At 68.4% G+C, this 12,703-nt stretch carries 11 protein-coding genes; 4 read left to right on the top strand and 7 right to left on the bottom strand.

The genetic code is table 11. From position 1 onward, the window contains the following. Positions 1–104 precede the first annotated feature (104 nt). Positions 105–1,331, bottom strand: a complete 1,227-nt coding sequence (locus FMP39_RS09235) for a hypothetical protein (RefSeq protein WP_228557828.1) — start codon at positions 1,329–1,331, stop codon at positions 105–107. Positions 1,332–1,428: 97 nt separating this feature from the next. Between FMP39_RS09235 and FMP39_RS09230 the strand changes: the two genes are divergently transcribed. Then, positions 1,429–2,442: a zinc-binding dehydrogenase gene (locus FMP39_RS09230; protein WP_141589628.1), complete on the top strand. Its 1,014-nt coding sequence runs from the start codon at positions 1,429–1,431 to the stop codon at positions 2,440–2,442. A gap of 7 nt (positions 2,443–2,449) precedes the next feature. Here FMP39_RS09230 and ybaK read toward each other — a convergent pair whose 3' ends face one another. The 6 genes from ybaK to cglC form a co-directional block, all read right to left on the bottom strand. Then, positions 2,450–2,926 (bottom strand): Cys-tRNA(Pro) deacylase, encoded by a 477-nt coding sequence (ybaK, locus tag FMP39_RS09225; protein ID WP_141589586.1) that lies wholly within the window; start codon positions 2,924–2,926, stop codon positions 2,450–2,452. Between the two features lie 4 nt (positions 2,927–2,930). Then, positions 2,931–4,073, bottom strand: coding sequence for a 5-(carboxyamino)imidazole ribonucleotide synthase (gene purK / locus FMP39_RS09220; protein WP_141589585.1), 1,143 nt, complete (start codon positions 4,071–4,073; stop codon positions 2,931–2,933). Continuing rightward, positions 4,070–4,567, bottom strand: coding sequence for a 5-(carboxyamino)imidazole ribonucleotide mutase (purE, locus tag FMP39_RS09215; protein ID WP_141589584.1), 498 nt, complete (start codon positions 4,565–4,567; stop codon positions 4,070–4,072). Before purE ends, purK begins: the two co-directional genes overlap by 4 nt. A gap of 191 nt (positions 4,568–4,758) precedes the next feature. Continuing rightward, the gene (locus FMP39_RS09210) at positions 4,759–6,573 is read right to left on the bottom strand and encodes a long-chain fatty acid--CoA ligase (RefSeq protein WP_141589583.1); all 1,815 of its coding nucleotides are present in this window, start codon (positions 6,571–6,573) and stop codon (positions 4,759–4,761) included. Between the two features lie 160 nt (positions 6,574–6,733). After that, positions 6,734–8,164, bottom strand: coding sequence for a VWA domain-containing protein (locus FMP39_RS09205; RefSeq protein ID WP_141589582.1), 1,431 nt, complete (start codon positions 8,162–8,164; stop codon positions 6,734–6,736). A 95-nt stretch (positions 8,165–8,259) separates the two neighbouring features. After that, on the bottom strand, positions 8,260–8,772 hold the full coding sequence (gene cglC / locus FMP39_RS09200; protein WP_228557832.1) for an adventurous gliding motility lipoprotein CglC: 513 nt from the start codon (positions 8,770–8,772) through the stop codon (positions 8,260–8,262). Between the two features lie 275 nt (positions 8,773–9,047). Between cglC and FMP39_RS09195 the strand changes: the two genes are divergently transcribed. From FMP39_RS09195 to gltC, 3 genes are read left to right on the top strand one after another with little or no spacing between them, the layout of a single operon-like run. Further along, entirely contained in the window at positions 9,048–9,875 is an 828-nt protein-coding gene (locus tag FMP39_RS09195; protein WP_090489337.1) for an outer membrane beta-barrel domain-containing protein, read from the top strand. Next, entirely contained in the window at positions 9,872–10,642 is a 771-nt protein-coding gene (locus FMP39_RS09190) for an outer membrane beta-barrel domain-containing protein (protein WP_141589580.1), read from the top strand. The genes FMP39_RS09195 and FMP39_RS09190 overlap by 4 nt, the downstream gene beginning before the upstream one ends. Beyond that, positions 10,642–12,663 carry an adventurous gliding motility protein GltC gene (gltC, locus tag FMP39_RS09185; protein ID WP_194858315.1) on the top strand — a complete coding sequence of 674 codons (2,022 nt, stop codon included), beginning with the start codon at positions 10,642–10,644 and terminating at the stop codon, positions 12,661–12,663. The genes FMP39_RS09190 and gltC overlap by 1 nt, the downstream gene beginning before the upstream one ends. Positions 12,664–12,703 lie beyond the last annotated feature (40 nt).

The raw sequence follows: 12,703 nt of genomic DNA, 5'->3' as shown, positions 1-12,703 counted from the left end.
TGGAAATTGTAGCCGAACACACCGCAGGCTCCATGCCCTCCCCGAAAGAAGCTGCAAGGCCGCATGTCACGGGGGGCAACGCACCAGGGCCGGAACCCCGGCGCTCAAGACGCGCCGCCCCTCGGCTGCTCGCTTACCGGGCCAGGCGTCGGGCTTTCCTCGCCCTCGGCCTGTCTGACTTCCAGCGGGGACGAGTGCATGGAAGCCCCTTGAATCATTGAAGATACGTCCTCCAGGGACTGGGCTTCCTCCCGCTGGAGGGAGGAGAGTGCCCGGAAGCGGCGCGCCAGGGCGGACAGCTCCGCGGCCTTGAGTTGGGCCTGGCCGCTGCGCAGTGACAGCAGGGCCACGCGGGCCCGTTCCAGTTGGGCCACCTCTGCCCTCAGCCGGGCGAGGATGCGCTCGCGCCGTTGTTTCAGACCGCCCAGCCGCTCCACCTCCTCACCCAGGGAGGCCGCGGCCAGCTCGAGTTGGCGTCTCGCGATGGCATCCGTGCTGGCGCGGGCGCTGCGCTCCAGGTCTTCGCGCTCGACCTGGAGGTCCGCTTGCGCGCGCTCCTCGATTTGGGCCTCCACCCCCGCCCATTCAGACGCGAGCTCCGCCGCGTCGCGCGTCATCTTCCCCAGGGTGCGCGCCAGTTCCTCGCGCGCGGGCTCGCGAGGGAGCATCGCCAGGGACTGACCGCATTGCCGGTACAGGTTCAACGCCCGCTCGGTCAGCGCACGGAAGTCACCGGCGAGCTGCGGCAACAGCGCCTCCACGCGCGCCTCCACCGGGTCCGCTGACAGCGCCAGGTGCGCGGCCACCGCGCTCAATCCTACGAAGAGGCCCAGGATGCCGCCCGCCACCCCCGCGCCCAGGAGCGCCGGCGTGGCCAGGTCCGCCAGTCGCGCCGAGAAGACGCGGGACACCTCCATGCCGCCCAGCGTCAATCCCGCGCACAACGCGGCGCCCAGTCCGAAGTGGAAGAGGGTGGGGCGGGCTTCTGCCACCTGGCCATTCTCTCCGCGCTCACTGAGTCGCGAGCGCACCAGCAGCGCCCCCGCCGCCGCCGCGCTGAACGCCACCGTCCATCCAGGGGCCATGCCCAGGGCATAGGGCAGCGCGGTGAGGAGTACTCCCAGACCCCCGAGCAGCACGCGGTCCCACTTGTCGCCTCGTGCACACCCGAGCACGACGGCGGCGGGGACGAGCCACGCCAACGGCAGGGGCACCCCGACGCGCGTCATGGCCAGATGCAACACGCCGGCCCCGGCCCCGGCCGTGAGCGCGCGCGTCACGGTCTGCTCGAAGGCCTCGCGATGATGGAGCTGCAATAGAGTGGCGTTCATCGACTCCCCACGGATGTAGGCCGGGCAGGAACTGTTCCTTTCACGCATGGGTGGCGAAAAAGGTCTGCTGATGAAGAGCCCCGTCGTTCCCGAGACGATGCGCGCGCTGGTCCTCACCGCCTATGACGGACGGCCGGAGTCCCTGCGCGTGGAATCACGGCCGGTGCCTCGGCCCACCACGGGCCAGGTCCTGGTGCGCGTGGCGGCGGCCCCCATCAACCCGGCGGACCTGATGTTCATGCGTGGGCAGTACGGCATTCGCAAGCCGCTGCCCGTGGTGCCGGGCCTGGAGGCCAGCGGGACGGTGGTGGCCTCGGGCGGCGTCGCGGGCCGGCTCCTGGTGGGGCGCCGCGTGGCGTGTGTGGCGCCCGGCGAGGGGGACGGCTTATGGGCGGAGTACGCGGCGGTGCCCCTGGGGCAGTGCCTGCCGCTGCGGGGCCAGGTCTCCGACGAGCAGGGCGCCAGCCTCTTCATCAATCCCTTCACCGCGTGGGTGTTGATGGAACGTGCGAAGGAGGGGGGGCACGCCGCGCTGGCGCAGACGGCCGCCGCGGGCACCATGGGACGGATGCTGCTGGCGCTCGCGAAGCGCCGGGGCGTGGCCATGGTGAACGTGGTGCGGCGCCCGGAGCAGGTGGCCCTGCTTCAGGACCTGGGCGCGGAGTACGTGCTGAGCACCCACGAGCCCGAATTCGAGGAGCGGCTGCTCCGCGTATGTCACGAGCTGAAGGTGTCGCTCGCCTTCGACCCGGTGGGCGGACGGCTCACCGGGCAGCTGCTCCACGCGCTGCCGGAGGGCGGCACCGTCATCGTGTATGGCTCGCTCTCCGAACAGGAGTGCCGCATCGCGCCCAGCGACCTCATCTTCGGGCGCAAGCGGGTGGAGGGCTTCTGGCTGTCGGAGTGGCACCGCCAGGGCTTTGGCGCCGCGCAAATCAAGGCGCTGATGGGCGTGCCGTCGCTGGTGGGGCAGACGCTGGAGACGCCCGTGCGCGCCCGGCTCCCGCTGGAGTCAGCGGGCGAGGCGGTGCGAATCGCCTCCGCGGACATGACGTCCGGCAAGGTGCTCTTCGTTCCCGCGCAGGGACAGGCACCGGGCGAATCACCGTGAGCCGGGCTCAGGCCTTGTCGCGGGAGATGGGGCCCATCTTCGCCTTCGTCACGCGCAGGTAGTCCGCGGGGGCGAGCACGAGCTGCGTGCCACGCACGCCCGCGGACACGGCGATGGCGTCGAACAGCTCCATCGTCTCGTCGACGTACACGGGATAGTCCTTCTTGCCGCCGATGGCCGTGCAGCCGCCCCGGATGAATCCAGTGAGCGGCTGGAGCTCCTTGAGCGGCACGGTGTCCACCTTGCGGTCTCCGCTGAGCCGGGCCAGCGCCTTCAGGTCCAGCTCCGCGTTGCCGGGCACCACCGCCATCAACACGCCGGTGCGGTCGCCGCGCGCGACCAGCGTCTTGAAGACCTGCTCGGCGGGCATGCCCACCTTGGCCGCCACCGACTCCGCGGACAAATCCTCCAGGTCCACGTCGTAGTCGCGCAGCGCGTACTTCACGCCGAGCGAGTCCAGGAGTCGGGCGGAGTTCGTCTTCACGGCCTCACATCCCCAGCGCGGTGGCGGCGGCCTGCACGCGGGCGAGCGCGTCCTCGGGCGAGCTGCCCACCGCGGACAGGTGCCCCATCTTCCGGCCCTTGCGCGCCTCCCGCTTGCCGTACAGGTGCAGGCGGACGCCGGGCATGGCCAGCACCTCCTGGAAGCGAGGGCCGCCGTCCTTCAGCCACAAGTCGCCCAGCAGGTTGACGATGGCCGCAGGACGCACCACCTCCACGGATCCCAGCGGCAGGTTGCACACCGCGCGCACCGCCTGCTCGAACTGCGAGGTGAGGCACGCCACCTCGGTGGAGTGGAAGCTGTTGTGCGGGCGCGGCGCCAGCTCGTTGACGAGCAAGCTGCCGTCCTTCAGCAGGAACAGCTCGATGACGAGCAGGCCTTCGACCTGGAGCGACTCGGTGATGCCGCGCGCCAGCTCCGTGGCCTTGTTCAGCACCGCGGGCGGCAGCGGCCCCGGCAGCAGCGACCACGCGAGGATGCGCTCCTCGTGGTGATTGAAGGCCGGCGGATACACCGCCACTTCTCCATTGGGGCTGCGGGCCACCAGCACGGACAGCTCGGACTGGAGCGCCAGCGCGGCCTCCACCACCACGGAGCGCTCACCCAGCTCGCGCCACGCCTGGGTGGCCTCGTCCGCGGAGGTCACCTCCACCTGCCCGCGTCCGTCGTAGCCGCCCTCGCTGGACTTCACGAAGCAGCGTCCACCCAGCGCCTGGATGGCCTCGGCCAGCTCCGCGGCGGAGTGCGCCTCGCGCCACGGGCCCAGGGGAAAGCCGCCCTTGGCGAGCCACCCCTTCTGCCGACCCCGGTGCTGAATCACGCGGAGCACGTCCGCACCCGGACGCATGGGGGTGTGCCGCGCCACCGCTTCCAGCGTGGCGAGGGGAATCTTCTCGATTTCGAGCGTCACGGCGTCGCACGCGCGCGCCAGCGTCTCCGCGGCCGCCGTGTCACCGAAGGACGCGGTGACACACCGGTCCACCACGGAGTGGGCCGGGCAGTCCGCGTCCGGGTCCAACGCCTGGACCTGGAAGCCGAGCGTGCGCGCGGCCAGGGCCATCATCCGCCCCAATTGGCCGCCGCCGAGCATGCCAATCGTGCCGCCGGGCAGCACCACGCGGGGGCTCATGACAGCTCCCGGTGCGCCAGCACTTCGTCCGTACGCGCCTTGCGCCAGGCCGCGAGCCGCTCGCGCAGCTCCGGGTACTTGAGGCAGAGGATGGCCGCGGCGTGCAGGGCGGCGTTGGCGGCGCCCGGCTTGCCAATGGCCTGCGTTCCCACCGGCACGCCCTTGGGCATCTGGACGATGGACAGCAGCGCGTCCAGGCCGCTGAGCAGCGTGGTGGGCATGGGCACGCCGATGACGGGCAGCAGCGTCTTGCTCGACACCATGCCCGGCAGGTGCGCCGCGCCGCCCGCCGCGGCGATGATGACGGACAGCCCCCGCGACTCCGCGGTGGACGCGTACTCCATCATCCAGTCCGGGGTGCGGTGGGCGGACACCACGCGCACCTCGTGTGGGATGCCCAGTTCCTCGAGGATGTCGACCGCGGGCTGCAGGTGCTCCAGGTCGCTCTTACCGCCCATGATGACCCCGACCCACGGGGTGACCGTGCTCGCCATTGGTGTGCGCGCCTCCGTGCGCTGTCCCGCCGAAACCAGGAGGAACGCGGAGATAGGGCGGGGGGATTCCGCGGGTCAACACGGAAAGGCGCGGGTGACGAGGATGACACGCCGGCCTTCCCGCATTCCCTGCGTGCGCCCACACGCAGGGTGGGGCAGGGGGATGAGCCCCTGCCCGCCACCCAGGACGGCTAGGCCGCGGAGACGCTGCGGTCGCTGCCCTCGCGGTAGAGGGCTTCGATGGCGTCGTTGTAGCGGGCCACGACGTTGCGGCGCTTCACGCTCATCTTGGGGGTGAGCATGTCGTTGGCGACGGTGAAGTCCTCGCTGATGAGCAGGAAGCGCTGCGGGCGCTCGTAGCCCTTCACGTCGCGGGTGAACTCGTTCAACTGCTCACGGTAGAGCTGGAGCACCTCGGGACGCTTGAGCAGCTCCGGCATGGACGTCGTGTCCAGGCCCTTCTCCGCGGCCCACTTCTTCAGCGTGTCCACGTCCACGACGATGATGGCCACGTTGTACGGCTTGTTCATGCCGTGGACCAACGCGTTGGCGATGTAGGTGGAGAGCGTCAGCGACTGCTCGATGGGGCTGGGCACCACGTACTTGCCGTTCTCCAGCTTGTACTGCTCCTTGATGCGGCCGGTGATGTAGAGGTAGCCGTCCGGATCCAGGTAGCCCATGTCACCGGTGCGGAAGCCGCCGTTCCCGGTGAACACCTTCTCGTTCTCCTCGGGCTTGTTGTAGTAGCCCATCATCACGTTGTGCCCGTGGACGACGATTTCGCCCTGCGTCGCCTCGCCGGTGGCCGCCGTGTCGATCTCCACGCGAACCCCGGGCAGCGCCTTGCCCACCGAGCCGATCTTCCGGTTGTTGGGGAAGTTGGCCGTGGCGATGGGCGACGTCTCCGTGAGGCCGTAGCCCTCGTAGACGGTGATGCCGAGGTTGTCGATGAACTCCGCCACCTCCTTGGAGATGGCCGACCCACCGGAGAAGGCGTACTTCAGCCGCCCGCCGAAGCGCGCGCGGACCTTGGAGAAGACCACCTTGTCGAAGAAGGCGTGCTGCAGGTCCAGCAGGCCGCTCGACTTGCCCGCCTCCGCGAGCGCGCGCCGCTGGGCCGCCACCGCGAGGCCGCGGTGGAACATGAACCGCGTCACCGCCTTCTCGCCGGCCATGCGCTTCTGCAGGCCGTCGTAGATGCGGTTGAAGATGCGCGGCACGCTGAACAGCAGCGTGGGCTTCACCTCGGAGAGGTTGTCGATGATCTTCTCCACCGCCTCCGCGATGGCCATGGACGCGCCCATGGACAGCAGCGCGTGCAGCTCCACCGTCTGGCCGAAGACGTGCGCCCAGGGCAGGAAGGCCAGGGAGCGGTCCTCCGTCCCCATGGGAAACACTTCGTGCATCGCCGACACGTTGCGGGCGATGTTCGAGTGGCTGAGCATCACGCCCTTGGGCTGTCCCGTGGTACCCGACGTGTAGATGAGGCCGGCCAGGTCCGTCGGCTTGGGGCTCACCAGGGGCGTGGGCGTCTCGGCGCCCCGCCGCAGCAGCGTCGCGAAGCTGTCCGTGTCGCTGGTGGTGCCGCTGAAGCGGATGATGTGCTCCAGGTGCGGCAGCTCCGCGCGTACGGCCTGGATGCGCTGCGCGATGTCATCCGTGGCACAGAAAACGACCTTGGAGCCGCTGTCGTTGATGATGAACTGCAGTTCCTTCACCTGCTGCGACTCGTACATCGGGACGTAAGCGCCGCCGAGCGTGTACGTGGCGTACGCGCCCACCGCCCACTCCAGGCGGTTGTTGGAGATGACGGCCACGCGGTCGCCCGCGCCCACGCCCAGCTGAGCGAGCCCACCACGCAGGTCGTCGACCATCTCTCCGAAGCGAGAGTAGGTCGTCCAGACCCACTGGCCGTTCTTCTTCTCTCCGAAGAGGTCACGGCTGCCGAAGGTGGAGGTGCTGCGCTTGAAGATGTCGATGAGGGTCTGGAACTGCGGGAGCTGCATGAGGGGGGCTCCACTCGGAAACAGGTTGGTTTGAGGTGCCGCAGCTTAAGGCTGAACGCCTCCTGTGTGGGCCCATTCCTGAAACTTCACGCCCCACCTGCACACAATCGTGAACACGACGCAGTGCGGCGGGGCGTATGGGTGATGTACGGGACGACTCTCAGTACGTGGAGCCGAGCTTGCCGAAGCTCTTGAGCGCCTTCACCTTGCTCTTCTTCACGAGCGAGCGCCGGGCCTCTTCGCCCTCCGCGCTGTCGTACTCGTCCATCACCGCCCGCTGTTCGGCCTGGTCCGCCGCCACCGCGGCGCTGCCGGACACCGCGCTGGCTTCGTCGAAGAGCGCCTGGTTGCGCTGCAGGTAGAGCTTCGCCTCGTCCTTGCGGCCCTCACTCAGTGCCTCGGCCGCCTTCTGCATGTTGACGGCGCTGCGCGCCCGGGCGGCGTAGACCGTGGCCTCGCGGTCCTGGCGGGCGAGCACCTCCTCGCGCCGGTTGGTCACTACCGCGGACAGCGAGGCTTCGTTGGCCACCTCCGCGTCGCGGATGAGGTCCGTGTACGCCAGCTTCAGGTCCAGCACGCGCGCCGTCCGCCCCACCGAATCCCCGGTGACGTTGAGCCGCACCACCACGCGCTCCAACTGGCCCGCGGAGAAGTCGGGCAGCGACACGTGCACCTGATTGCCGGACTGGCTGGCGCGGTAGCCCAGCACCTCGCCCAGTGACGTGCCGGGGGGCAGGGTGAAGGTCATCGTCACGCCGCGCGCCACCGTCGTCCCGGCCTGCTGCAGGTCCTTCTGAAAGAGGGTGGAGAGCTGGGCGGCGTCCTCCAGGAAGCCGTAGGCACCGGCGCCGTACTCGGCGAAGGCCTGCATCAGGTCCTCGTTGAAGTCGGTGCCCACGCCAATGGCGCTCAGGGTGATGCCGGTGGCGCGCAGCTCCCGCGCCATCCGCGTCAGCTCCTCGTCGGCGGTGAGGCCCTCGGTGGGCTGTCCGTCGCTCATGAGGATGAGGCGGTTGACGCCGTAGGTCTGCTGCGCGGTGGACAGCTGATAGCGCCCGGCGGACAGGCCCGCGCCGATGTTGGTGCCGCCTTCGTCCCAGATGCCGTCCACGTACTGGAACATCCGCTCGCGGTTGGCGGCCGTGGCCTCCAGGGACGGCAGGCTCTTCACGTCCGAGCCGTAGTGGATGATGGCCAGCCGGTCCTGATCATTCAGCAGCCCGATGAGGTGCCGCGCCGCCTGCTTGGCCTGGGCCAGCTTGTAGCCGCTCATGGAGCCCGAACGGTCGATGACGAGCGCCAGATTGACAGGGCTTCGCTGTGCCCCCGGCACCTGCGCGCCCGACAGGTCGAAGGTGGCGAACACCTCGGAGGTGCCCGCGGGGACGTACGGATGGGACAGCCGGCTCGTCAGCGTCAGCGAGCCCACCGTGGCGGGCACGACGGGCGGCGGTGGCGGGACGGGCGGCGGTGGCGTGGGGTGGACGAGGACGATCGGCTCCGGCGGGGTGCCCATCTGGGGCAGTCCCAGCACCAATGCGGTGAGCGCGAGACCGCCAGCCAGACTGAGGAAGACGACCGTACGGTTCATGAGGCAGGGCTCCTTGCGGAAACAGCGCGGGCCCTCCCTTTACGAACCAGTCGCGCGGAAAGGTCTACCCCTCCGCGCGAAAAGTGTCGGGTGGGTCAATCCGGGATGAGCGCGCCGGCGCAGAAGAAGGGCGAGTTGTTCTCGCCGAACGTCCGCCGGTAGAAGGCCTCGTCCGCGGAGCGGAGTGCATCCAGCGTGTCCTGATCCAGCAGCATCGGGCGGCACGACATCCGGCCGGGCAGGTCCGGATTGACGTCGTCGGTGTCCGTCAACTCGCAGGACGAGCCGCCCTCGACGCAGGGCTTGCTGCAGTAGCCCATCGCCGGAGCATCCCCGTTTACCGTTCCATCCGCATTGAGTTCGCGCGGGTAGTCCTGATCCCGCACGCAGATCAGGTCCTCGCAGTTCACGGACCCGAACGAGATGAAGTCCTGCTGGTCAGCGATCTCCCGCTCCAGGATCGGCATGGTGGGGGAGTTGTTGTTGGCCGCCGACTCCTCGGGGGTCGCCTTGCGCACCAGCGCGCACGGCTTGCCAATCTCGCTGGCCACCTCACAGCCACCCAGCAGCAGCGCGGTGGACATCATGAGGGCGGTTCGCACGAACATCTTCATGGGACCTCTGACCTCTACAAAGGGGGGATGGGGCACGGGACCTCAGGCCCGCGAGCCTGGGAAGGGTAGCACAGCCCCCTGGAACACCAACGTCCCCGTACGGCGGTACAGCGGGTGGAATTGTGAAGGAATACCGGAGGGATAGACGGTAACCACGCTTGCTCAGCGCGGTTGATGGTTGGGAATACGACCGATAGGATGTGGAAGCCGAGAGTCGCGCTGAACCCCCGGTGGCAGTTACGCCCCCCTCCCTCACGGAGCCTCCGGATTTGAACCGCCCCAAGTTGCTGCTCGCCCTGTGTCTGGTGCCCGCACTGGCATCCGCCCAGAGCCAGGAAGGCATGGGACTCGACCTCACCGACGAGTCGCAGGCCGAGTCATCGCAGGATGCAGAATCACCCGCGCCTCCTCCGGTGGAGGAGGCCACACCGGCCGCGGCGTCCCGCCCCGCGGACGAGCCATTGGAAGCGGATCCGCAGTTGCCGCTGACGGACATCACCCAGGAAGACCGGGTGAAGAGCGTCCAGCGGAAGGTCTACCTCAAGAAGGGCCGCTTCGAGCTGACGCCGCTGGTGAGCTTCTCGGTCAACGACCCCTTCTATTCGAAGGTGGGGTTGTCGGTCCGGGGCGCGTACTACCTGGCGGACACGCTGGCCATCTCCGCCCGGGCCTCGCTGATGCAGGTGTTGCCGTCGGATGACGTGCGCACCGCGAAGCGGACCTTCAACAGCAAGATCTACTACTCGGTGCCCCAGTGGTCCGCGATGGGCGACGTGGAGTGGAGCCCCATCTATGGAAAGGTGGCGTTCCTCAACTCCATCCTCCACTTCGACGGCTACCTGCTTGCGGGTGCGGGCGTGGTGAATACGGAGACCTCGGCGCTGCCGGGGCGAGGCCTCAACCCGGCCGCTGACCTGGGCCTGGGCATGCGCTTCGTGGCTCAGGACTACATCGCCGTCAACGTGGCCCTCATCAACACCTCTTATGTGGATCAGCCCCTGGGTAGCAGCAAGGGCGCCATCCAGAACGTCATGACGCTCAACGCAGGCATCTCGCTGTTCCTGCCGTTCAAGTCGACGGGGAGGGACTCGGAATGAAGCGCTTCTTCCGTGTGCTCCTCGCCCTCTGTCTGACGGCGCCCGTGCTGGGCTTCGCCCAGACCACCGAAGAGGCGGAAGCCGGCGACGTGTCGGAGGTCGACAAGGACCGGCTCGGGCCCTTGCGCGAGCGCGTCCGGCCGGTCTCCGGCCACGTCTTCCTCAAGAAGGGCCGCTTCGAGTTCAGCCCGTCCGCGACGCTGTCGCTGCGCGACGCGTTCTACAGCAAGTACATCTTCGGCGGCACGCTGACGTACCACCCCATGGAGACGTTGGGCGTCAGCCTGCGCGTGGGCTACGCCATCAACACGGTGGCCGGCGCGGCGCAGAAGTGCACGTTCGGGGACGGAGGCGAGGGCTCCACGCGCGGCTGCGTGCCGCCCACGCTCGACGAGCTGGACGGGAACGCGCCGGGGCAGATCAAGCTGCTGGGTGGCGCGGACGTCCAGTGGGCGCCCATCTACGGCAAGGTGTCGCTGCTGGCGGAGACCTTCGTCCACTTCGACCTGTACGGCATCGCGGGCGCCTCGGTGGTTCAGTACCGCGGCCCCGGTGACTCGCCGGGCGCGGAGGCGCAGAACTACCTCACGCCGGGTGCCAACCTGGGCGTCGGCGCGCGCTTCTTCCTCAACCGGTGGATCACGCTGCGCACGGAGCTGCGTGACCTCATCTACGTGGAGAAGGGCACCGAGGTCTCCGGCAACTACCTGCGCAACCAGCTCCTGTTCGAGCTGGGTGTCTCCTTCTTCTTCGGGTCCGAGTCATGATGCGCTCCTTCCGGCTCATCCGTGTCGCCGTCCTCGGGCTGTCGCTCGCGTGGACGGCTCCCTCCTACGCGCAGAACTTCGAGGGCCTGGACCTCGCCGGCCAGTCCAAGAAGAAGAAGCGCACCACTTCCAAGAAGAAGCCCACTCGCAAGAGCCGCGCCGACAAGGCGAAGCCCGTGCCGGTGCAGGAGGAGGGCGCTGACGACGATGCCGCCGCTGCTTCCTCCAGCGAGGCGCCCGCGAGCGTGTCTCCCGCGGAGTCGGCACCCGCGGCGGCCCCTTCCACGCCCGCGCCCACCCCGGCTTCGCCTCCCGCGAACACCGGGAGCATGGGCATGGGCCTGGACCTGACGCAGGAGGCGCCCAAGCCGGCCGCGCCCACCATGTCCTTCGACGCGGTGGACGTCTCCGGCAAGACGGCGGACCGCCAGCGCCTGGACGTGGCCGTCAGCCTCTTCAAGAACGACGAGTACGAGAAGGCCTCCATGGCGGCGCACGAGCTGCTGGAGGACCCGAAGCTGGCGGGCCTGCACACCGAGGCGCGCTACGTGCTGGCCAAGTCGCTCTACCGCATGGGCATGTACCACTCGTCCCTGGGCGAGTTCTCCAAGATCCTCTCCCTGGGCCCGTCCACCAAGTTCTTCAAGACGAGCCTGGAGTGGCTCTTCTTCATCAGCCGCAAGACGAAGAACGAGACGGTCATCCTCGACGAGATTGCCCGTCACGCGAACCAGGAGTTCCCTGAGAAGTACCGTAACGAGTTCCGCTACCTGCTGGCGCGCTACCACTTCGTGCGTGGCCGCGCGCTGGACCAGGTGGGGCAGCCCGAGGAGGCCGACAAGAGCTTCTCGGAGGTGAAGCGGCTGGCGCTGACCATTCCGCGCACCGACCCGTTCTTCCCTCGCGCCAAGTACCTGGAGGGCCTGTCCTCCTTCCGCAACGGCAGCCGTCAGAAGGACGCGGCGGCCAAGCGCGCCAACGGGGAGATGCTGGCCGCCATCGAGGCGATGAAGGAAGTCGTCCGCCTCACGCGCCCGGTGCCGGGCAAGACGGTGGACCAGGCGAAGCTGGACAAGTCGCTGCGTGAGCTGGCCTTCATGCAGCTGGCCCGCACGCACTACGGCATGCAGCAGAACCGCTTCGCGCTCTTCTACCTGGGCAAGGTGGAGCGCGGGAACACCCAGTGGCTGGAGGCCCTCTTCGAGTCCAGCTGGGCCAACTACCGCGTGGGCCAGTACGAGCAGGCGCTGGGCAGCCTCATCACCCTGTCGTCGCCCTTCTTCCGCGAGGAGTACTTCCCGGAGGCGCTCATCCTGAAGGCGGTCATCTATTACGAGAACTGCCGCTACCGGGAGTCCAACATCATCCTCCAGGACTTCGAGCGCACCTACCTGCCCGTGCACGACCAGTTGGAGGCGCTGGTGAAGAAGAACATGGAGGCCAGCGAGTACTACTCGGTGCTGTCCGACGTGCAGAAGAAGAACAAGGACGGCCTGGAGAAGAACGAGACGGACATCATCCTGGAGCGCATCCTCCGGCTGGCCCTGACGGACCAGGACCTGCGCAAGACGAACGACTCCATCCTCGAACTGGAGGCGGAGATGGACGCCTTCGCGAGCCGGGCGGACACCTTCAAGTACTCCGAGCTGAGCAAGGCCCTGCTGGAGGGGCTCAAGGTGCAGCGCACGGCGCTCATCTCCAAGGCCGGCATCATGGCCAAGGGCAAGCTGGAGACGGAGTTGGTGGCGCTCAAGCAACTGCTGGCCAACGGCCTGCGCATCAAGTTCGAGACGACCACCAAGGAGAAGGAGTTCCTGGAGGAGCAGCTCAAGGCGGGCGGCCGCACGGCCATCGTCAAGAAGTACAAGTACTCCGTCGCCGTGCAGGACGACCAGCTCTACTGGCCGTACGAGGGCGAGTACTGGCGTGACGAGCTGGGCACCTACCAGTACACGATGACCAAGGGCTGCATCGAGCGCGACACCGCGAACCGGAACGTCCAGTCCGCCGAGGCGATGTAAAGCCCTTCGGACCCGGGACTTCTCCCCCATTCGAGCCGCC

Source organism: Myxococcus sp. AB056, assembly GCF_006547365.1.
GTDB classification, from domain to species: domain Bacteria; phylum Myxococcota; class Myxococcia; order Myxococcales; family Myxococcaceae; genus Myxococcus; species Myxococcus virescens.
This window is presented reverse-complemented; position numbering and strand designations above follow the sequence as displayed.

What these genes read in the sequence shown, in the direction of transcription:
- FMP39_RS09235 (WP_228557828.1), bottom strand. Translation starts at nt 1,331, where the DNA reads ATGAACGCCACTCTATTGCAGCTCCATCATCGCGAGGCCTTCGAGCAG.
- FMP39_RS09230 (WP_141589628.1), top strand. Translation starts at nt 1,429, where the DNA reads ATGCGCGCGCTGGTCCTCACCGCCTATGACGGACGGCCGGAGTCCCTG.
- purK (WP_141589585.1), bottom strand. Translation starts at nt 4,073, where the DNA reads ATGAGCCCCCGCGTGGTGCTGCCCGGCGGCACGATTGGCATGCTCGGC.
- purE (WP_141589584.1), bottom strand. Translation starts at nt 4,567, where the DNA reads ATGGCGAGCACGGTCACCCCGTGGGTCGGGGTCATCATGGGCGGTAAG.
- FMP39_RS09210 (WP_141589583.1), bottom strand. Translation starts at nt 6,573, where the DNA reads ATGCAGCTCCCGCAGTTCCAGACCCTCATCGACATCTTCAAGCGCAGC.
- FMP39_RS09205 (WP_141589582.1), bottom strand. Translation starts at nt 8,164, where the DNA reads ATGAACCGTACGGTCGTCTTCCTCAGTCTGGCTGGCGGTCTCGCGCTC.
- cglC (WP_228557832.1), bottom strand. Translation starts at nt 8,772, where the DNA reads ATGTTCGTGCGAACCGCCCTCATGATGTCCACCGCGCTGCTGCTGGGT.
- FMP39_RS09190 (WP_141589580.1), top strand. Translation starts at nt 9,872, where the DNA reads ATGAAGCGCTTCTTCCGTGTGCTCCTCGCCCTCTGTCTGACGGCGCCC.
- gltC (WP_194858315.1), top strand. Translation starts at nt 10,642, where the DNA reads ATGCGCTCCTTCCGGCTCATCCGTGTCGCCGTCCTCGGGCTGTCGCTC.